Source organism: Nonomuraea terrae (genome assembly GCF_004348995.1).
GTDB lineage: Bacteria > Actinomycetota > Actinomycetes > Streptosporangiales > Streptosporangiaceae > Nonomuraea > Nonomuraea terrae.
Genome location: NZ_SMKQ01000017.1, coordinates 63,391 through 81,837, shown reverse-complemented (window position 1 = coordinate 81,837; position 18,447 = coordinate 63,391). Strand labels below are relative to the sequence as shown.

Below are 18,447 nucleotides of genomic sequence, written 5' to 3'. Positions count from 1 at the left end.
GTTCCGCCCACGCCCCCGCCCCGAACGCCGCCACCCGGGCACCCTCCGCGGGCCCTTTGCCGTCGGCGGCGGCCCGGACGACCACCCCGGCGGCGTCGTAGCCCAGCACGGTGCCCACCGGCAGCCGGTCCATCATCCGCGGCTCGCTGAAGTTCACCGCCACGTGATGCGCCTCGACCACCGCCTGCCCCGGCCCGGGCTCGGGCTCACCCACCTCCACCAGCCGCGCCGCCCCCACGGGTTCCGGCGCCTGCGCGACGGGTCGCTCCGTTCCTGCGGTGATCACCCATGCGTGCACAAGCCCGCGCCTTCCCATCATACGGACCATCGGTCCGGTTTTATGGCGGGATACTATGGGGACCGGTGGTCCGGTTGCAAGGGGGTGGGCGTGCGGGCTGACGCGGTGCGTAATCGGGAGGCGATCCTGCGCGCGACCGAGGAGTTGCTGGAGGCGCACGGGGCCGAGCACGTGTCGCTCGATCGGGTCGCGGCGGCGGCCGGGGTGGGGAAGGGAACGGTGTTCCGGCGGTTCGGGAGCCGGACGGGGTTGTTCCAGGAGTTGCTGGCCGAGCGGGCGGCCGCGCTGGGGAAGGCCGTCCAGGCGGCGGGGTCGCCGCTGGGGCCTGGCGCGCCACCCCTGGACAGGCTGCTCGCCTTCGTCGACGAGCTCGCCGAGCTGGCCGAACGCAACCTCGCGCTCTTCGCCGCCCACGAACGCGCGTGCGCCGAGGACAAGTATCGCGATCCGACCTATCTCCGCTGGCACGCCCACGTGAGCGCGTTGATCGCGGAGGCCCGGCCGGGCATGGACGCCGGGTTCGCCGCCCATGCCCTGCTCGGCTCGTTCGACGCCGATCTGGCGCGGCACGTCATGGCGGACGGTGGGGTGGCGCGGCTCAAGTCCTCCGTCAGGGGACTCGTCCGGGCACTCCTGACCTGAAAAGGGTTACTCGTCCGAGCGCCCTGACCTGAAAAGATCAAGTGCCGAACGCGTCGGTGGCCGCCTGGCAGAACGCCTTGAGGTCGTCCGGCTTGCGGCTGGTCACCAGCGTGTTGGGCCCCTCCGTGTCCACCACGATCTCCTGGTCCACCCACGTGGCGCCGGCGTTGCGCAGGTCGGTCTGCAGGCTCGGCCAGGACGTCAGCGTACGACCGCGCACCACGTCGGCCTCGATCAGCGTCCACGGCGCGTGGCAGATGGCCGCCACCGGCTTGCCCGAGTCGAAGAACGCGCGGACGAACTGCACGGCCTTCGGCTGCGTACGCAGGAAGTCGGGGTTGGCGACGCCGCCGGGCAGCACCAGGCCGTCGAACGAGGCTGCCTCGGCGTCGTCCACCGTCTCGTCCACGGCGAACCTGTCGGCCTTGTCCAGGTGGTTGAAGCCCTGGATCTGGCCCGACCGGGTGGAGACGAGCTTCGGCGTGCCCCCCGCCTGCTTGACCGCCTTCCACGGCTCGGTCAGCTCGACCTGCTCCACACCCTCGGGAGCGACCAGGAACGCGATGGTCTTTCCCTCCATCATGAGAATCCCCCTTGGACTGCGACTTTTCTTTTCCCCTATCCGGGGTTGGGGGTTGTATGCATCTTTACCCCCGAGGGGTATGTCTGGTCATCCACAGGGTGTGGGCGACGGCGGCAGCGGCGGCGCCGGCTGCGTACCAGAGGAGGTCTGGAGGGTTGAACGTGCTGCCCAGCAAGGGGTGCAGCCACCGGGGGATGCTCGCGAGCTGGGCGAACTCGATCGCCCAGCTGAGCGCCGCCGACGCGAGGCCGGCCGCCCACGGGCGGATCCGCGGCCAGAGCAGCACCAGCAGCATGTAGATCAGCGCTGTGTAGAGTGCGTCGCCGGCGTACTTCGGAACCGGGCCGTCCCACAGCGTCCGCACGCCGAGCCCGCAGATCACGATGACGACGGCGGCGATCGCGGCGAAAGGTCGGGGCACCAGCTCACGCTACTGCCATCGGTGGTTGAAAATTTACACCGGAAATGGAAACGAGACTGAAACAATTTTCCGTCATGCGTTGACATGCGGTCTCCGTATGGTGTGCCTTTCTCTACACAGGAACCCCCCGCCTGAAGGTGAGGCACTTATGAGGAAATGGTTCGCACGCCTGGCTGCGCTGGGCGTCGCGCTGTTAATAGCAGGGCAGGGCACCACAGCGCTCGCCCAGGACCCGGCGGCGGGTAAGAAGGTGCTCCGCGTCGGCGCGACGCAGGCCATGGACTCGATGAACCCGTTCCTCGCGGTCCGCCTCGTCTCGACGTCGATCCACCGGATGATGTACGGCTTCCTGACGGTGCCGGACTCCAAGACGCTCCAGCCGAGCCCCGACCTGGCCGAGTCGTGGACGACCTCGGAGGACGGGCTGACCTGGACGTTCAAGATCCGCCAGGCGAAGTGGTCCGACGGTCAGCCGGTCACGGCCGAGGACGCCGCCTGGACCTTCAACAAGATCATGACGGACGAGGCGGCCAAGACGGCCAACGGCCCCGCCGTGGAGAACTTCGAGAGCGTCACCGCCAACGGCCAGGAGCTGACCATCAAGCTCAAGGCCCCGCAGGCCTCGATGCTGGAGAACCCGATCCCGATCATGCCCAAGCATGCCTGGGAGTCGGTCACCGACATCGCCAACTACGACGCCGAGAAGTACCCCACGCCGAGCAGCGGCCCCTTCATCGCGATCGAGCACAAGAAGGACCAGTACGTCAAGCTGCAGGCCAACCCCAACTACTGGCGCGGCAAGCCCAAGCTCGACGAGTTGCAGGTCATCTTCTACGCCAACCCGCAGGCCGCCATCGCCGGGCTCAAGACCGGTGAGATCGACCTGATCGGCCGGCTCAACCCGCCGGAGTACGAGGCCATCCTCAACGACCCCAACATCACCGCCTGGAACACCCAGGGCCGGCGGTCGGTGTACCTGCAGATCAACCACGGCGCCACCACCAGCGACGACAAGCCCGTCGGCGACGGCCACCCCGCGCTGAAGGACGTCAAGGTGCGGCAGGCGCTGCACTACGCGATCGACAAGCAGAAGCTCGTCGACGACGTGCAGAACGGCCTGGCCAGGCCGGCCGACGGCTCGATCGTGCCGCCCATGTACAAGGACTTCTTCTGGGAGGCCACCGGCGACACCAAGGTCGGCTACGACCCGGCCAAGGCCAACCAGATCCTCGACGACGCCGGTTACAAGAAGGGCCCCGACGGCATCCGCACGATGCCCGACGGTGACCGCAAGCTGGAGTTCCGCTTCAGCATCCACACCGACACCCCGATCGAGGACAAGCTCGCCGAGTACCTGACCGGCTTCTTCAAGGAGATCGGCATCACGCTGACCACCAAGAAGCTCGACTCCAGCAAGTTCACCGAGGAGACCGGCGTCAGCGGCCTGTTCGACATCGCGATCAGCGGCTGGTCGGTCAACCCGGACCCCGAAGAGGTCCTGGCCACCCACCTGTGCAGCCGGCGGCCGTCGCCGACCGGTGAGGGCGGCGGCACCGAGTCGTTCTTCTGCGACGAGACCTTCGAGGAGCTCTACCAGGAGCAGCTGAAGGAGCTCGACCGGCCCAAGCGCGCCGACATCATCAAGCAGATGCAGGAGCGCCTCTACACCCAGGCGCCGGTCATCGCGATCTACTACACGAAGGACCTTGAGGCCTACCGCAAGGACCGCCTCGTCAGCATCACGCCCATCCCCGAGACCGACGGCATCCTGTACGGCGGCAGCGGCTACTGGCCGTGGTTCACCGCCGACGTCAAGCCGACGGGCACGGCGGCCGGGGCGGCCTCGGCCGAAGGCGGCTCCAACACCGGCCTCATCGCCGGGGTGGTCGGCGCCGTCGTGGTCGTGGGCGCGGGCGCGTTCTTCCTGACCAGGCGGCGCAAGAGCACCGCAGACGAACGCGAATGACCGCACCACTCGACGCATTGGAGCCCGCCGCCCAGGCGGCGGGCTCCGCCGAGGAGCCCCAGGCCCGTCGCGGCACGCTGCGCTACGCGCTGTCGAAGGCGGCCGGGGCGCTGTTCAGCATCGCCATGGTGATCGTCGGCACGTTCTTCTTGTTCCGGCTGCTGCCTGGCGATCCCGTGCGCAACCTCGCCCAGGGGCGCAACATGACCCCTGCGCAGCTCGACCTGGAACGCCACCGGCTCGGCCTGGACAAGCCGCTGATCGACCAGTTCTTCGACTTCGTCGGCGACACCCTCCGCCTCGACCTCGGCACCTCCTACGAGTACAAGCGGCCCGTGCTCGACCTCATCGGCGAGCGGCTCGGGCCCACCCTGCTGCTGGCCGGCACGGGCCTGGTCATCGCGGTGAGCCTGGGCCTGTGGCAGGGCACCCACGCGGGCTGGCGGCACGGCAGCCGGTTCGACCGCTTCTCGACCGGCGCGTCGCTGGTGCTGTGGTCGGTGCCGACCTTCTGGCTCGGCCTGCTGCTCATGATGGTGCTCGGCGTCGGCATCGGGCCGATCCCGGGCCTGTTCCCCTTCCGGGGGATCGAGAGCATCGACGCGCCCGACGGGTTCGCGTACGTGCTCGACGTGGCCTCCCACATGGTGCTGCCCACCCTGACGCTGGTGGCCGTGGTGTACGCGCAGTATCTCCTGGTCATGCGCTCCTCCCTGCTGGAGGAGGTCAGCCAGGACTACGTCACCGTGGCGCGCGCCAAGGGCCTGCGCGACGACGACGTACGCAAGCGCCACGCGGTGCCCAACGCCCTGCTGCCCACGGTGACGCTGGTCTTCATGCGCATCGGCTTCGTGGTCGGCGGCGCGGTCACCGTGGAGACGATCTTCACCTGGCCCGGGCTGGGCCAGCTGTTCTACGAGGCGGTCAGCGTGCCCGACTTCACGCTCATGCAGGGCACGTTCCTGCTGATCACCGTCGCGGTGATCGTCATGAACACCCTGGCCGACGTGGTGTACCACATGATCGACCCGAGGGTGAGGTCGGCATGACCAGCGTCGCCATGGCCCGCAGGCGGCTCGCGCTGAGCCGCTTCTGGGCCGACTTCCGCAGGCAGCGGGCCGGAGTCGTCGGCCTGGTCATCCTGATCGTCGCGGTGGTGCTCGCGCTCGTCGCGCCGCTGTTCATCGACGAGAGCGTGACCAGCGTCGTCACCGGCACCGGCCCCAAGTGGGCGGCGCCGAGCCTTGACTACCCGTTCGGCACCGACGAGTCCGGCCGGTCCATCCTGCTGATGGTCTGGTGGGGCTCGCGTACGTCGCTGCTCATCGGCTTCCTCGCCGCGCTGCTCAGCATCGTGATCGGCATGGTCGTGGGCATCACCGCCGGGCACTTCCGCGGCTGGATCGGCGCGTCGCTGATGCGCGTCACCGACTGGTTCCTGGTGCTGCCCTCGCTGGTGACGGCGATGGTGCTGGCGGCCATCCTGGGCGGGAGCACGTTCACGATCATCATGGCGATCGGCGTCACCACGTGGCCCACGACCGCCCGCCTGATCAGGGCGCAGACCCTCGCTGTGGAGGCGAGGCCGTACATCGAGCGCTCGAAGGCCCTCGGCGGCGGACACTGGCACATCACCACCCGCCACGTGGTGCCCAACGTGGCGCCGCTGCTGCTGGCCAGCACGACGCTGGAGGTGGCCAGCGCCATCGTCACCGAGTCGACGCTGGCCTTCCTCGGCGTCAGCTCCAACAAGACCTCGTGGGGCACGATGCTGCGCGGCTCGTACGACTGGGGCGCCCCCACGCAGGGCGCCTGGTGGTACATCCTCATCCCCGGCCTCGCCATCCTGGCCGTCGTCATGGCGTTCATGCTGGCCGGACGGGCACTCGAAGCCGTGCTGAATCCGCAGCTCAGGAGGGCCTCATGAGTCTGCTCGAACTCGACGACGTGTCGGTGACGTACCGGATCGCCGCGGGCGAGGTCCCCGCGGTGCGCGGCGTGTCGCTGACGCTGGACTCCGGAGCGGCGCTCGGAGTCGCCGGCGAGTCGGGGTCCGGCAAGTCGACGCTGGCCATGGCGCTCCTGCGGCTGCTGCCGAAGGACGCGCGCGTCGGCGGCCGGATCCTGCTCGACGGCGACGACGTGCTCACCATGAGGTGGGGCCGCATGCGCGCCGTACGGTGGGCGGAGGCCTCGATCGTCTTCCAGGGCGCCCAGCACGGACTGAACCCGGTACGCAAGATCGGCGACCAGATCGCCGAGCCCCTGCTCGTGCACGGCCTGGCCAAGCCGGACGCGGCCCGCAGACGCGTGACGGAGCTGCTGGAGCAGGTGGGCCTGCCCGCCTGGCGGGCGCGCAGCTACCCGCACGAGCTGTCCGGCGGGCAGCGGCAGCGGGTGATGATCGCGATGGCGCTGGCCTGCTCGCCGCGGCTGATCATCGCCGACGAGCCGACCACCGCGCTCGACGTGATGGTGCAGGCGCAGGTGCTGAGCCTGATCAAGGAGCTGGTGGCCGAGCACGGCATCTCGCTGATCATGATCTCGCACGACCTGTCGGTGCTCGCCGACGTGTGCGACCAGCTCGCCGTCATGTACGCGGGCCGCGTCGTCGAGCACGGCCCGTCCCGCGAGGTCTTCCACGACGCCAAGCATCCCTACAGCAAGGCGCTGGCCGCCGCCTTCCCGACGGTCGGCGACCCGGCGTCGCGGATGGCGCCGAAGGGGCTGGGCGGCGACCCGCCCGACCCGATGCACCTGCCCGGCGGCTGCTCGTTCCACCCCCGCTGCCCGGTCGCCCTGGACGAGTGCGCGACCCTCGACGTGGCGCTGTGGCCGGCCGCTCCGGGGCGTACGGCGGCGTGCGTGCACGCCAGGGCCAACGAGGAGGTCTCATGACCGAGACGCAGACCACCGAGGACGCGGTCGGCACGACCAGGCCGGCCCTGCTGGAGGCCCGTGACCTGCACGTCGAGTTCGCCGCGCGGGGCCGCCGCGCCCGCGCCGTGGACGGCGTCAACCTGGCCATCGGCCAGGGCGAGATCGTGGCCCTGGTCGGCGAGTCGGGCTGCGGCAAGACGACGCTCGCCCGCACCCTGCTCGGCCTCGAACGCCCCACCTCCGGCGAGGTGCGCTTCGGCGGCGCCGCGCTCGACTACCGCTCCAAGGCGCTCAAGGACTACCGCAGGCAGGTGCAGCTCGTCCTGCAGGACCCGACGGGCTCGCTCAACCCCCGCCAGACGGTGTACGAGGCCGTCGCCGAGGGCCCGCGCATCCACGGCCTGCCGGAGGAGCGGGAGATCGTCTCCTCCGCCCTGTCCAGGGCCGGGCTGCGGCCGCCCGACCGGTTCTTCCTGCGTTACCCGCACGAGCTGTCGGGCGGGCAACGCCAGCGGGTGGTCATCGCCGGCGCGCTCGCGCTCGACCCGAAGGTGCTGATCGCCGACGAGCCGGTGGCCTCGCTGGACGCCTCCGTACGCGGTGAGATCCTCGCCCTGCTGCTCAAGCTGCGCGAGGAGCTGGGCCTGTCGGCGCTCGTCGTCACCCACGACCTGGGCCTGGCCTGGAACATCGCCGACCGGGTGGCCGTGATGTACCTGGGCAGGATCGTCGAGTCGGGGCCGGTCGAGCAGGTGCTGACCGCTCCCCGGCACCCGTACACGCAGGCGCTGCTGTCGGTGCTGCCGGAGTCGCCCGAGCGGGTGGTGCTGACCGGCGAGCCGCCGGACCCGACGCGCATCCCCGGCGGGTGCCGCTTCCACGCCCGCTGCCAGGTGCTCGCCTCGGGCAAGGCGGCCGAGGCGGGGGTGGACGGCAGGTGCCGCTCCGAACCGCTGGACATCCTGCCGGCCGTGCCCGGCGCCCAGGCGGCCTGCTACTACGCGGAAGCCGTCTCCTAGCCGAGGTCGGCGTCGTGGACCAGGATGGCGGCCTGGACGCGGTTGGCCAGGCCCAGCTTGGCCAGCACCCGGCTGACGTGGGCCTTCACCGTGGCCTCGGTCAGGCGCAGCTCGCGGCCGATCTCGGCGTTGGACAGGCCGCGGGCCAGCGCCCTGATCACGTCCTCCTCCCGGCCGGTGAGGGTCGCCAGCTGCCTGCGGGCGGTCTCGGCGCGCGAGGGGGCGCGGTCGACGTACGAGGCGATCAGGCGCTTGGTGACCGACGGGGAGAGCATGGCCTGGCCGTCCGCGACCGTGCGGACGGCGGCGGCCAGCTCGCGCGGCGGGGTGTCCTTCAGCAGGAAGCCGACCGCGCCGAGCCGCAGCGCCTGGTGGACGTACTCGTCGAGGTCGAACGTGGTCAGCATGATCACTTTGGGTGGCCGCGGCTCGGTCAGGAGGCGGCCGGCGGCGGTCAGGCCGTCGGTGCCGGGCATGCGGACGTCCATCAGCACGACCTCGGGACGCAGCCGCCGCACGGCCGAGACCGCCTCCGCGCCGTCCCGGGCTTCGCCGACGACGGCGATGTCACCCGCGGCCTCCAGGATCAACCGCAGCCCCGAGCGCACGAGCTCCTCGTCGACGACGAGCACCCTGATCACGCGACCCTCCCGCGGCGCCCGCCGTCTCTCCTGCGGCTCCCGCCGGTCAAGCCGGGATCCTGGCGCTGACGAGGAAGCCGCCGCCGTCCTCGGAGCTGGTGCGCAGGGTGCCGCCGAGCAGCTCCACGCGTTCGCGCAGGCCCACCAGGCCCCAGCCGGCGCCGGGCAGCTCGCCGCGCGGCGCGCCCGGCGCGTCGTTGCGCACCTCCACCTCCAGCGCGTCCGCCCCGTAGCGGATGCGGACCTGCGTGCCGGCGTCGCCCGCGTGCTTGTGCACGTTGGTGAGCGCCTCCTGGACCACCCGGTACGCCGTCCGCTCCACCGTCGACTCCACCGGCCGAGGCTCGCCCTCGTCGTGCCTCGTCACCGCGATCCCGAGGGACCTGGACTGGTCGAGCAGCCGGTCGAGGTCTCCCAGCGTGGGGGGCGGCCGGAGCTCGGCCTGCTGCCGGCCGGTGCCCTGGGGCGAGCGCAGCACGCCGAGCACGTCGCGCAGGTTGGACAGCGCCTCCCGGCCGATCCCGCCGATCAGCGCGGCCGCCCGCACCGTCTCCTCGTCGGACGCCCGCACCTCCAGCGCCCCCGCGTGCAGCACGATGAGCGAGACCCGGTGCGCCACGACGTCGTGCATCTCGCGCGCGATCCTGGCCCGCTCCTGGGCCCTGGCCTGCTCGGCCCGCATGACCTGCTCGCGTTCGAGCCGCTCGGCCCGCTCCCTGGCCGCCTCCAGGACCTCGTGGCGGGCGCCCGTCCACAGCCCCACCGTGACCGGCAGCCCGATGACGCCGAGCATCATGAACAGCGCGTTGCCCAGGCTGGCCGTGAGAATCTCCTGCAGGCCGTTCCGCGCCTCGCCGACCAGCGCGCCGATCGCGCACACGACCACGCCGCCGCCGAGGTAGGCGGCGATGCCGCGGCCTCTGTCGAGGGTGCGGCCCGCGTAGTAGGAGGCGATCATCAGCGGCGGCCACATCACCAGCCAGGCGTAGGCGACGGCGCCCACGACGGCCAGCGGCCACCACGAGCGGCGCGCGTGCCAGGCGGCCAGCCCGGCCACCACGACGATCGCGAGCAGCACCGGCTGCGGCAGGTCGGACGGCACCCCCATCTGCCCGTGCACCACGGCCAGCGAGAGCAGGGACGTGCCGACCCCGAGCAGAACGAACCGCATGGTCACAGCGTACGGGCGGCCGGACGACGTGCTTTACCACGAAAGTAGGGGATGCCGGTCGACGTTCGGAGCGGACGATCGGGCGGTCCCGGCCGCCAGAGTGATCGTCATGCGCACTGCACTCGCCCTGACCGTCCTGTCGTCGCTCGCCCTCACCGCCACCCCGGCGCAGGCCGCCGACGTCGCCCTGCCGGAGCCGACCGGCCGCAAGCCCGTCGGCCTGGCCACCCTGCACCTGGTGGACAGGAGCCGTCCCGACCCGTGGAACCCCGAGGCGGACCGGCGGGAGCTCATGGTCTCGCTCTGGTACCCGGCCAAGAAGGCCGTCGGCAAGCCCGCGCCGTACGTGCCGCCGCAGGTGTCGGAGGCGGTCCTCGCGGACTATCCCGTGGCGGACAAGGACGCGCTCACCAAGGTGAAGACGCACGCCCGTCTCAACGCCCCCGCCGCGGAGGGCAGGCGTCCGCTGGTCGTCATGTCGCCCGGGTTCAGCTTCCCGCGCGCCACCCTGACCTCGCTCGCCGAGGACTTCGCCAGCAGGGGATACCTGGTCGCGGCCGTGGAGCACACCTACGAGTCGGTCGCCACCACCTTCCCCGGCGGCCGCACCACCTCCTGCCTGGCCTGCGTGAAGGGCCAGGACTCCATCAAGGTCGCCGCGAGCCGGGTGAAGGACGTCCGGTTCGTGCTCGACGAGCTGTCGGAGGGCCGCTGGGGCAGGCTGATCGACCGGTCGAAGATCGCCATGATCGGCCACTCCATCGGCGGGCGCGCCGCCGCCGAGGCCGTGGTCGCCGACTCCCGGATCAAGGCCGGCGTCAACCTGGACGGCACGTTCCGGCCCACCGGCTCGATCAAGCGGCCCTTCATGCTGATCGGCGCGCCCGCGTCCCACACGCCGGACGGCACGGACGACTCCTGGAAGAAGGCCTGGCCCCAGCTGACCGGCTGGAAGCGCTGGATCACGGTGAAGGACACCGACCACTCGTCGTTCGTCGACTACGCCGTCCTGCGGACACAGCTCGGCCTCCCGACGCAGAAGCTCGACGGCGAGCGGGCGCTGGAGATCACCCGCGCCCACCTGGCGAGCTTCCTCGACCGGCACCTGCTCGGCAGGCGCACCCCGGTCGAGGACTACCCCGAGGTCGCCGACCACCGCCCCTAGAACGCGCTGATGGTGGCCGGGGCCCGTTCGGCGCGGCTCAGGGTGCGGATGACCGCCGTCGGGCCGTGGCGGTGCACGGCCAGCTTGGCCAGCAGCTCGACCACCGGGTCGACCACCGTGGCGGGCAGCGCGGGCGTGGCCAGGCCCACGCTGGTCGCCAGGTCGTCGGCGTGCACGACCAGCTCCACGCAGCGGGTGAGCAGGAAGTCGTCCAGCAGCAGCGACCAGCCCGACGGCAGGCTCACGACGCGGTCCTCCGGCTCGCCGGGCAGCACCGAGCTCTGCAGGTCGAGCATCGCCTGCGCCCGCTCCACCAGGATCGCGGGCCCGGCCGCCGCGGCCGCCTCGCCGCCGCGCCGGATGCCGAGGTTGCTCTCGTGGTCGAGCCCGGCCTGCACCCACGGGGAGCGCGAGTAGTGCTCGAGCAGGGAGATGGGCTCGGGGACCTCGCCGTTCCGCGTGAGCACGTCGCCGACTCGGACGAACTGGTGGGCCAGGTGCCCGGCCAGGCCGGCCACGCTGAACTCGGTGAGCGCGCTCGGCTTGTCCCAGGACGCCGACACGGCCGGGTCGCCGAGGAGCGACACCGCCGACTCCGCGGCCACCAGATAGGACTGCCTGCTTTCCCCCATGTGCCACCCTTTCCGGATAGAGCTGTTCTCGGAGAAAGACAACCAGGCGCGCGCGGTCATGCTTCCTGCCCGGGACGGATTTCTCAGGCCAGGGCCTTCCTGATCGCCGACCTGACGAACGCCCGCGCCAGCCGTGCCCGCCGGAACCGGCTCAGCACCGGGGCCGGGGTGCCGTACCTGCGGGCCCGGACGTCGGCCACCACGTTCTCGGGGGCGCCCAGCTCGGCCAGTACGTCGAGGGCCTCCCGCTTGGTGATCAGGCGGCCCTCGCGCAGGGTGACCGTCGCCCTGGCCACCGTCAGCAGGCCCAGGTCGACCCAGACGTCCCGCAGCCAGCGCCGCCGCGTCTGCGCCTTGACCAGCCAGTAGTCGCGCAGATCCGTCCGTACGAACCGGATCAGCTCCGCGTCGGCCACCGGCGGCAGCAGCTCCGCGGGCGGCGGCCCGTGCAGCACGAGCGCGCCCTGGTGCAGCTCGCGCCGGGTGACGGCGGTGACGGGACGGCGGAAGATGCGCTCGTGCGCCCACGTGACGTGCTCGGCCGCCAGGTCGTCCAGCTCCTGCCGGGCCAGGTACGAGCAGTGCAGCCGGTCCGCCAAGGGGAGGCCGAGCCCCCGGTGCACCGCCTTGATGCGCCGCCACTGCTCCATCGTCACGGGCGCGTCCAGCACCGCGACCAGGTCGAGGTCGCTGCGTCCCGGCTGGTGGTCGCCGGTGGCCAGCGAGCCGTGCGCCCAGAGCGCGACCAGCGGGACGGCCGGCTCGACGCCCTCCAGGAAAACCCTTAGCAGACGATCCGTGTCGGCTTGCATGATGGTCACTATGATCGATACTGGCTTGGCTGGGAAGGTCGCGCTGGTCACAGGGGCCAATCACGGCATAGGCGCCGCCACCGCCGTCGCGCTGGCGGCCGAGGGCGTCGCGGTCTTCCTGACCTACAAACGACTCGCGCCGCTCGACGAGCCCGCCTACCCAGAGACGTACGACCGGGCCAGGGCCGGCACCGCCGACGACGTGGTGCGGCGCATCCGAGAGGCGGGCGGCGCGGCCGAGGCCGCCGAGGCCGACCTGTCCGACCCCGAGGTCCCGAAGGTGCTGTTCGACCAGGCCGAGAAGGCGTTCGGCCCGGTCGAGATCCTGGTCAACAACGCCAGCGGCTGGCTCAGCGACACCTTCACGCCCACCGAGCGCGACCAGTTCGGCCGCCCGCTGCGCATGGTCGACGCCGAGACCCACGAGCGGCAGTTCGCCGTCGACGTACGCGCCCCGGCGCTGCTGATCGCCGAGTTCGCCCGCCGTCACGTGGCGCGCGGCGCGGGCTGGGGCCGCGTCATCGGGCTGACCTCCGGCGGTCCCGAGGGCTTCCCGACGGAGGTCAGCTACGGCGCCGCGAAGGCGGCCCAGGAGAACTACACGGCGTCCGCCGCCCGCGAGCTGGGCCGTTACGGCATCACGGCCAACATGGTGCACCCGCCGGTGACCGACACCGGCTGGGTCAACGACGAGGTCGTCCAGTACGCCGCGACGCTCCCGCTGGGCAAGGTCGCCGAGCCGGAGGAGGTGGCCGAGGTGATCACCTTCCTCGCCTCCCACCAGGGGCGGCGGGTCACCGGTCAGATCATCAAGATGTACTGAACAGCGCGCTCACCGACTCGCCGTCGTGGATCCGGCGCATCGCCTCGGCCAGGGCGGGCGCGATCGACAACACCGTGAGCTTGTCGCCGGGCTTGGGCGGCGGCACGGTGTTGGTGCAGACGATCTCCCGCACCTCCGGAAGGGAGCCCAGCCGTTCGACCGCCCCGCCGGAGAACAGCCCGTGCGTGCAGGCCACCCGTACGGACCGCACGCCGCGCTCGCGCAGCCGGTCGAGCAACTCGATGACCGTGCTGCCCTTGGCGATCTCGTCGTCCAGGACGATCACGTCCTTGCCCTCGACCTGGCCGATCACCGAGCTGATCACCACCCGGTCGTCGCTGAAGCGCTGCTTGGCGCCCATGGCGACGCCGGTGCCGAGCAGGCGGGCGAAGTGGGCGGCCTCCTTGGCGTTGCCCAGGTCGGGGGAGACGACGACGGTGTTCGACAGGTCGTACTGGCGGAAGTGGGCGGCCAGCTCGCGCAGCGCGTGCAGGTGGTCGACGGGGACGCTGAAGAAGCCGTGCACCTGCGGCGAGTGCAGCGTCATCGCCAGCACCCGGCTGGCGCCCGCCGCGACCATGAGGTCGGCCACCAGCCGTGCGCCGATGGAGATGCGCGGCGCGTCCTTCTTGTCGGAACGCGCGTACGCGTAGTGCGGCAGCACGACCGTGATCCGGGCCGCGGACGCGCCGCGCGCGGCGTCGAGCATGAGCAGCAGCTCGACCAGGTGCTCCTGCGTCGGCGGCACGAGGGGCTGGATGAGGAAGACGTCACGCTCGCGGCAGTTGGCCTGCAGTTGCACTTCGAGCACGTCGTTGGCGAAGCGGTTGATCTGGACGGGGTGGAGTGGTGTGCCGAGGTGGGCGCAGATCTCCTCCGCCAGTTCGGGATGGGCGCTGCCGCTGAAAACCGTGATGTCTCGCACGGTTCCCCAATCGTAGTCACCTCAGGCGAGCGACTCCGGAGTGAGCCCGTCGAGCGCGGGCACGACGCGCCAGGCCAGCGCGAGCGCGTCCGGCGCGGGCGGGTAGCGGGGGTGCGGCACGGCGACCACGCGCATGCCGGCCGCGTGCGCCGAGCGCAGCCCGTTGCTGGAGTCCTCGACCGCCACGCAGCCCCGCGGGTCCACGCCCAGCCGTAGGGCGGCCTCCAGGTAGCCGTCGGGCGCCGGCTTGCCGCGCGGCACCTCCTCGGTGGAGACCGTGGCCGCGAAGCACTCGGTCAGCCCGGCCGCGTCCAGCACCACGTCGATCAGCCGCCGCGGTGACGAGCTGGCCAGCCCCAGCGTGACCGCGTCGGACAGCCGCCGCACGGCCGCCACCGCCCCGGGCATCAGCGGCACCCCGTCGCGGTAGCGCGCGGCCATCTGGTCGACCACACCGCGCGCGATCTCGGCGGGCTCCATCCGCACGCCCAGCTCGCGCAGGTACGCGGCCCACTCGGCGGTGCTCATGCCCATGAGCCTGGACTGCGTGTCGGCCTGCCAGGTGCCCCCGTGATCGGCGACGAACGCCCGGCGCACCTCCTCCCAGACCGGCTCGCTGTCGACCAGCACGCCGTCCAGGTCGAACACGCACGCGTCCATCGGTCCCCCCGCTGATCAAGCTCCTTGCCAAGATTCATCCTATTAGGGGCACTCTGTTGAGCTACCTGGCGTCGTTCCCCGGGCATGCGGCTTGGCATGGCAGACCTTCCATGGCACGACGTGGCCGACTTCGAGGATGCCGACCGCGGATTCATCGCGAAGCTCAGCCCGGCGGTGATCAGATCCCTGGACGGCGGCGTCGTGTGGGACAACGACGCCTACGACTTCCTCCAGGGGGACTGCCCGGCCACCGCCCATCCGAGCCTCTGGCGCCAGGGACAGCTCTGCGTCCGCCAGGGCCTGTACGAGGTCACGGACGGCGTCTACCAGGTGCGCGGGCTCGACCTGTCGAACATGACCCTGGTCGAGGGCGAGCGCGGCGTCGTCGTCATCGACCCGCTGGTCTCCACCGAGTGCGCCGCCGCCGCGCTGAAGCTCTACCGGGCCCACCGCGGCGACCGTCCCGTCACGGGCGTCGTCTACACGCACTCGCACGCCGACCACTTCGGCGGCGTACGCGGGGTCACCGGCGGCGGCGTGCCGATCCTGGCGCCCAAGGGCTTCATGGAGCACGCGGTCACGGACAACCTCTACGCGGGCCCCGCCCTGACCCGCCGCACCCTCTACATGTACGGCGCCGCCCTGCCCCGCTCGCCGGAGGGCCAGATCGGCGCCGGTCTGGGGATGGCCCTCTCCACGGGCACCATGTCGCTCATCCCGCCCACGGCCGAGATCGAGCGCACCGGCCAGGAGGAGACGGTCGACGGCGTCGAGATGGTCTTCCAGCTCACGCCGGGCGCCGAGGCCCCCGCGGAGATGAATCTGCTCCTCCCCGCCCGCCGCGCCCTCTGCCTGGCCGAGAACGCCACCCACAACCAGCACAGCATGCTGCCGCTGTGCGGCACCGTCGTCCGCGACGCCCGGGCCTGGGCGCGCTACCTGACCGAGGCCATCGCCCTGTTCGCCGACCGTGCCGACGTGGCCTTCGCCTCGCACCACTGGCCGACATGGGGCCGCGACCGCATCGAGCGCTTCCTGTCGCAGCAGCGCGACATGTACGCCTACCTGCACGACCAGACCCTGCGCCTGCTCAACAAGGGCCTGACCGGAGCGGAGATCGCCGAGGTGCTGCGGCTGCCGCCCGCGCTGCAGCAGGCTTGGCACACGCACGGCTACTCCGGCTCCCTCGCCCACAACGTCATGGCCGTCTACCAGCGCTACCTCGGCTGGTTCGACGGCAACCCGGCGCACCTGTGGGAGCACCCGCCGAGGGAGAGCGCCGTCCGGTACGTCGAGTGCCTCGGTGGCGGCGCGGCCGTGGTCGAGCTCGCCCGCCGCTACCTCCGGGAGAACGACCTGCGCTTCGCCGCCCAGCTCCTCAACCACGCGGTCTTCGCCGACGAGGGCAACAAGGAGGCCCGCGATCTGCTGGCCGAGGTCTACACCCGGCTCGGCCACGGCACCGAGAGCGCCACCTGGCGCAACTTCTACCTGACGGGGGCGCTGGAGCTGTCGGACGGCATCGTGCCGGCCGACGTGGAGGTCACCCCGGCCGACTTCCTGGCCGCGCTCTCCGTGGAGCAGATCTTCGACTCGATCGCCATCCGCGTGGACGGGCCGCGCGCCTGGAACGAGCGCCTGTCCATCGACTGGCACCTGACGGACCTGGGGGAGCGCCACCGGACGACGCTGGCCAACGGCGTGCTCGTCCAGCAGCCGGAGCCGCGCGGGACCGCCGACCTGACGCTGCGGCTGACGAAGGCGCAGCTCGTCGGACTGCTGTCGGGCCAGGGCGTCGAGGGCGTCGAACGTGAGGGGGACACGAGGGTGCTGCGCCGGCTGGTCGCCGTGCTGGACCATCCGCTGGCCGACTTCGCCGTCGTCACGGCCTGACACGCGACTCGGCGCGCAGGGCCCGGCATGCGAGGGCGAGCAGGGTCACCACGACCGCCGCGCCGCCGGGCCCGAGCAACACCGGCAGGCTGAGCCCGCCCGCGTGCCAGGCCGAGGCCGCGATCGTCGCCGACGTCAGCACCGTCACCCCGAACATCGCCGCCCACAGCGGCAGCACGTGCGGGTAGGCGAACAGCAGCGGGAAGACCACCCACACGAACGGCGGCGCGGCCGCGGCGAGCACCAGCCACCCGGCGGTGACCAGCCCGAGCCAGACGCGGGCGAGCGGCGGACGCCCCTCGACCGCGGGGCCTGCCGCGTAGAGCAGGCCGAGCAGCACGCCGCCGAGGGCCTCGGCGGCGCGGCCCTCGCGCAACACGGAGACGACGGCGAACAGCAGCAGCCCGCAGGCGGTGACGTGCACCGCCCACCGGACCAGCCGCAACGGAATGTCCATCATGGCTGACCCAGCGTAGCGACACGGGGCTCAGCCGGCGCGGCGCTCCCGCGAGCGGGGCCGCACGACGGCGTTGATCGCGACGTACAGGAGCCCGGCCAGCACGAGCGCGATCACCACGCCGATGTTCGCGCTGCCGAACGTGCCGCCGCGCATCTCCTCGCTCATCAGGAAGCCGACGACGCCGGCGATGTGCTCGTCACCCGAGGTGATCAGGCCGAGCCCCGCGAAGGACGCCACGACCAGCGACACCACGCCCGGCCAGTTCACCGCGGGCGCGCCCGTCCGCAGCAGCCCTTCGTCGTACACCCGGCCGCCCGCCCGCAGCCGCCACATGTCCACCAGGAAGATCGCCGCCCAGGCCGCCATCACCACGCCGACGATCGCCAGGAACGCCTGGAAGGTCGCCAGGAAGCTGGTGGAGACGAACAGCAGGTAGTAGCCGCCCAGCACCATGAGCAGCCCGTCGATCAGCACCGCGTAGTGGCGCCGGATCGGCACGCCGAGCGCCAGCAGCGACAGCCCCGAGGAGTAGATGTCGAGGATCGCCCCGGCCAGGAACCCGCCGATCGCGGTCAGCAGGTACGGCACCAGGAACCACGTCGGCAGCGCCCCCGCCAGCGCCGTCACCGGGTCGGTCCCGGCCGCCTCGGCCAGCTTCGGGTCGCCGCCCGCCAGCAGCACGCCGAAGACCAGCAGCACCATCGGCGGCAGCGCGCCGCCGAGCATCGTCCACAGCGCCACCGACCGGCCGGGGGAGGCTCTCGGCAGGTAGCGGGAGTAGTCGGCGCCGCAGTTGACCCAGCCCAGCCCGAGCAGCGTCATCGCGAAGATGACCGCGCCCACCCACTCGCCCGGCCCCGCCGTGCTCGCCAGCGACCCGCCGAGCCTCGGCGCCATGAGGACCATGTAGACGACCGTCAGCACCACGAACGCGTACGTCAGGTAACGCTGCACCACCATGATCATCGCGTGGCCGTACACGCCGACCGCGATCACCACGAGGGCGGCGACGGCGAAGCAGACGGCGGTGGCCGTGGCGGCGGGGACGCCGGGCGCGAGGCGCGCGAGGATGGCCGCGCCGGCCTGCGCGGCCAGCGTGACCAGCACGATCTCCCAGCCCACGTTGGAGACGTACGAGAAGAGGGTGGGCAGCTTGTTGCCCTGGTAGCCGAACGGGGCCCGGCCCAGCGTCATCGTCGGCACGCCCGAGCGGCTGCCGCCGACCGCGACCAGGCCGACGAGCAGGAACGACAGCGCGTACCCGAGTGCCCCGGTGACGATCGCGGGGATCACGCCGAGCCCGAGCCCGACGATGTACACGCCGAACGCGACGCCGAACAGCGACAGGTTGGAGCCCGCCCAGGGCCAGAACAGGTCGCGCGGCCGGCCATGGCGCTCGCCCTCGGGGACGGCGTTGATGCCGTTCTGCTCCACCGCCATCGTGTCCATGATCGGA

Annotated in this window: 20 protein-coding genes; 9 read left to right on the top strand and 11 right to left on the bottom strand. The window is 71.7% G+C overall.

From position 1 onward, the window contains the following. A partial coding sequence (locus E1286_RS09305) for an alcohol dehydrogenase catalytic domain-containing protein (RefSeq protein WP_425464744.1) occupies positions 1 to 298 on the bottom strand: 298 nt, incomplete at its 3' end. 90 nt (positions 299 to 388) lie between these two features. On the opposite strand from E1286_RS09305, the gene E1286_RS09300 reads away from it, so the two are divergent. Next, positions 389 to 940, top strand: a complete 552-nt coding sequence (locus E1286_RS09300; RefSeq protein ID WP_246074617.1) for a TetR/AcrR family transcriptional regulator — start codon at positions 389 to 391, stop codon at positions 938 to 940. Between the two features lie 37 nt (positions 941 to 977). On the opposite strand, the gene E1286_RS09295 is transcribed toward E1286_RS09300, so the two are convergent. Beyond that, the gene (locus E1286_RS09295; RefSeq protein WP_132610725.1) at positions 978 to 1,523 is read right to left on the bottom strand and encodes a type 1 glutamine amidotransferase domain-containing protein; all 546 of its coding nucleotides are present in this window, start codon (positions 1,521 to 1,523) and stop codon (positions 978 to 980) included. A gap of 64 nt (positions 1,524 to 1,587) precedes the next feature. Next, on the bottom strand, positions 1,588 to 1,944 hold the full coding sequence (locus E1286_RS09290; RefSeq protein WP_132610723.1) for a ribosomal maturation YjgA family protein: 357 nt from the start codon (positions 1,942 to 1,944) through the stop codon (positions 1,588 to 1,590). Positions 1,945 to 2,092: 148 nt separating this feature from the next. On the opposite strand from E1286_RS09290, the gene E1286_RS09285 reads away from it, so the two are divergent. From E1286_RS09285 to E1286_RS09265, 5 genes are read left to right on the top strand one after another with little or no spacing between them, the layout of a single operon-like run. Then, complete coding sequence (locus tag E1286_RS09285) at positions 2,093 to 3,910, top strand: ABC transporter substrate-binding protein (RefSeq protein ID WP_132610721.1); 1,818 nt, start codon at positions 2,093 to 2,095, stop codon at positions 3,908 to 3,910. Continuing rightward, positions 3,907 to 4,959 (top strand): ABC transporter permease, encoded by a 1,053-nt coding sequence (locus E1286_RS09280; protein WP_132610719.1) that lies wholly within the window; start codon positions 3,907 to 3,909, stop codon positions 4,957 to 4,959. The genes E1286_RS09285 and E1286_RS09280 overlap by 4 nt, the downstream gene beginning before the upstream one ends. Continuing rightward, positions 4,956 to 5,837 carry an ABC transporter permease gene (locus E1286_RS09275; protein WP_132610718.1) on the top strand — a complete coding sequence of 294 codons (882 nt, stop codon included), beginning with the start codon at positions 4,956 to 4,958 and terminating at the stop codon, positions 5,835 to 5,837. The genes E1286_RS09280 and E1286_RS09275 overlap by 4 nt, the downstream gene beginning before the upstream one ends. Further along, positions 5,834 to 6,808: an ABC transporter ATP-binding protein gene (locus tag E1286_RS09270; RefSeq protein ID WP_132610717.1), complete on the top strand. Its 975-nt coding sequence runs from the start codon at positions 5,834 to 5,836 to the stop codon at positions 6,806 to 6,808. The genes E1286_RS09275 and E1286_RS09270 overlap by 4 nt, the downstream gene beginning before the upstream one ends. Then, positions 6,805 to 7,809, top strand: coding sequence for an ABC transporter ATP-binding protein (locus E1286_RS09265; protein WP_132610715.1), 1,005 nt, complete (start codon positions 6,805 to 6,807; stop codon positions 7,807 to 7,809). Before E1286_RS09270 ends, E1286_RS09265 begins: the two co-directional genes overlap by 4 nt. Here the strand turns inward: E1286_RS09265 and E1286_RS09260 are convergent. Both E1286_RS09260 and E1286_RS09255 read right to left on the bottom strand, forming a co-directional pair. Then, the gene (locus E1286_RS09260) at positions 7,806 to 8,450 is read right to left on the bottom strand and encodes a response regulator (RefSeq protein ID WP_132610713.1); all 645 of its coding nucleotides are present in this window, start codon (positions 8,448 to 8,450) and stop codon (positions 7,806 to 7,808) included. The genes E1286_RS09265 and E1286_RS09260 overlap by 4 nt on opposite strands. A gap of 46 nt (positions 8,451 to 8,496) precedes the next feature. After that, complete coding sequence (locus E1286_RS09255) at positions 8,497 to 9,621, bottom strand: sensor histidine kinase (RefSeq protein WP_132610711.1); 1,125 nt, start codon at positions 9,619 to 9,621, stop codon at positions 8,497 to 8,499. 109 nt (positions 9,622 to 9,730) lie between these two features. Here E1286_RS09255 and E1286_RS09250 point away from each other — a divergent pair, with 109 nt between their 5' ends. Next, positions 9,731 to 10,786 carry an alpha/beta hydrolase family protein gene (locus E1286_RS09250; protein ID WP_132610709.1) on the top strand — a complete coding sequence of 352 codons (1,056 nt, stop codon included), beginning with the start codon at positions 9,731 to 9,733 and terminating at the stop codon, positions 10,784 to 10,786. On the opposite strand, the gene E1286_RS09245 is transcribed toward E1286_RS09250, so the two are convergent. Further along, positions 10,783 to 11,418, bottom strand: coding sequence for a maleylpyruvate isomerase N-terminal domain-containing protein (locus tag E1286_RS09245; RefSeq protein WP_132610707.1), 636 nt, complete (start codon positions 11,416 to 11,418; stop codon positions 10,783 to 10,785). The two genes, E1286_RS09250 and E1286_RS09245, sit on opposite strands and share 4 nt — an antisense overlap. An 83-nt stretch (positions 11,419 to 11,501) precedes the next feature. Next, complete coding sequence (locus tag E1286_RS09240) at positions 11,502 to 12,230, bottom strand: nucleotidyltransferase domain-containing protein (RefSeq protein WP_132610705.1); 729 nt, start codon at positions 12,228 to 12,230, stop codon at positions 11,502 to 11,504. A 25-nt stretch (positions 12,231 to 12,255) separates the two neighbouring features. On the opposite strand from E1286_RS09240, the gene E1286_RS09235 reads away from it, so the two are divergent. Next, entirely contained in the window at positions 12,256 to 13,053 is a 798-nt protein-coding gene (locus tag E1286_RS09235) for an SDR family NAD(P)-dependent oxidoreductase (protein ID WP_246074615.1), read from the top strand. On the opposite strand, the gene E1286_RS09230 is transcribed toward E1286_RS09235, so the two are convergent. Together E1286_RS09230 and E1286_RS09225 are read right to left on the bottom strand one after the other, a co-directional pair. Beyond that, positions 13,040 to 13,978 carry a ribose-phosphate diphosphokinase gene (locus E1286_RS09230; protein WP_132610701.1) on the bottom strand — a complete coding sequence of 313 codons (939 nt, stop codon included), beginning with the start codon at positions 13,976 to 13,978 and terminating at the stop codon, positions 13,040 to 13,042. The genes E1286_RS09235 and E1286_RS09230 overlap by 14 nt on opposite strands. 21 nt (positions 13,979 to 13,999) lie before the next feature. Continuing rightward, positions 14,000 to 14,626, bottom strand: coding sequence for an HAD family hydrolase (locus tag E1286_RS09225; protein ID WP_223189738.1), 627 nt, complete (start codon positions 14,624 to 14,626; stop codon positions 14,000 to 14,002). A gap of 108 nt (positions 14,627 to 14,734) precedes the next feature. Between E1286_RS09225 and E1286_RS09220 the strand changes: the two genes are divergently transcribed. Further along, positions 14,735 to 16,531 carry an alkyl/aryl-sulfatase gene (locus tag E1286_RS09220; RefSeq protein WP_132610697.1) on the top strand — a complete coding sequence of 599 codons (1,797 nt, stop codon included), beginning with the start codon at positions 14,735 to 14,737 and terminating at the stop codon, positions 16,529 to 16,531. On the opposite strand, the gene E1286_RS09215 is transcribed toward E1286_RS09220, so the two are convergent. Then, positions 16,521 to 16,991, bottom strand: coding sequence for a hypothetical protein (locus E1286_RS09215; RefSeq protein WP_132610695.1), 471 nt, complete (start codon positions 16,989 to 16,991; stop codon positions 16,521 to 16,523). The two genes, E1286_RS09220 and E1286_RS09215, sit on opposite strands and share 11 nt — an antisense overlap. Before the next feature lie 27 nt (positions 16,992 to 17,018). Then, positions 17,019 to 18,440 carry a purine-cytosine permease family protein gene (locus E1286_RS09210; protein ID WP_132610693.1) on the bottom strand — a complete coding sequence of 474 codons (1,422 nt, stop codon included), beginning with the start codon at positions 18,438 to 18,440 and terminating at the stop codon, positions 17,019 to 17,021. Positions 18,441 to 18,447 lie beyond the last annotated feature (7 nt).

What these genes read in the sequence shown, in the direction of transcription:
- E1286_RS09295 (WP_132610725.1), bottom strand. Translation starts at nt 1,523, where the DNA reads ATGATGGAGGGAAAGACCATCGCGTTCCTGGTCGCTCCCGAGGGTGTG.
- E1286_RS09285 (WP_132610721.1), top strand. Translation starts at nt 2,093, where the DNA reads ATGAGGAAATGGTTCGCACGCCTGGCTGCGCTGGGCGTCGCGCTGTTA.
- E1286_RS09280 (WP_132610719.1), top strand. Translation starts at nt 3,907, where the DNA reads ATGACCGCACCACTCGACGCATTGGAGCCCGCCGCCCAGGCGGCGGGC.
- E1286_RS09275 (WP_132610718.1), top strand. Translation starts at nt 4,956, where the DNA reads ATGACCAGCGTCGCCATGGCCCGCAGGCGGCTCGCGCTGAGCCGCTTC.
- E1286_RS09270 (WP_132610717.1), top strand. Translation starts at nt 5,834, where the DNA reads ATGAGTCTGCTCGAACTCGACGACGTGTCGGTGACGTACCGGATCGCC.
- E1286_RS09265 (WP_132610715.1), top strand. Translation starts at nt 6,805, where the DNA reads ATGACCGAGACGCAGACCACCGAGGACGCGGTCGGCACGACCAGGCCG.
- E1286_RS09255 (WP_132610711.1), bottom strand. Translation starts at nt 9,621, where the DNA reads ATGCGGTTCGTTCTGCTCGGGGTCGGCACGTCCCTGCTCTCGCTGGCC.
- E1286_RS09250 (WP_132610709.1), top strand. Translation starts at nt 9,731, where the DNA reads ATGCGCACTGCACTCGCCCTGACCGTCCTGTCGTCGCTCGCCCTCACC.
- E1286_RS09245 (WP_132610707.1), bottom strand. Translation starts at nt 11,418, where the DNA reads ATGGGGGAAAGCAGGCAGTCCTATCTGGTGGCCGCGGAGTCGGCGGTG.
- E1286_RS09240 (WP_132610705.1), bottom strand. Translation starts at nt 12,230, where the DNA reads ATGCAAGCCGACACGGATCGTCTGCTAAGGGTTTTCCTGGAGGGCGTC.
- E1286_RS09220 (WP_132610697.1), top strand. Translation starts at nt 14,735, where the DNA reads ATGGCAGACCTTCCATGGCACGACGTGGCCGACTTCGAGGATGCCGAC.
- E1286_RS09215 (WP_132610695.1), bottom strand. Translation starts at nt 16,991, where the DNA reads ATGATGGACATTCCGTTGCGGCTGGTCCGGTGGGCGGTGCACGTCACC.
- E1286_RS09210 (WP_132610693.1), bottom strand. Translation starts at nt 18,440, where the DNA reads ATGGACACGATGGCGGTGGAGCAGAACGGCATCAACGCCGTCCCCGAG.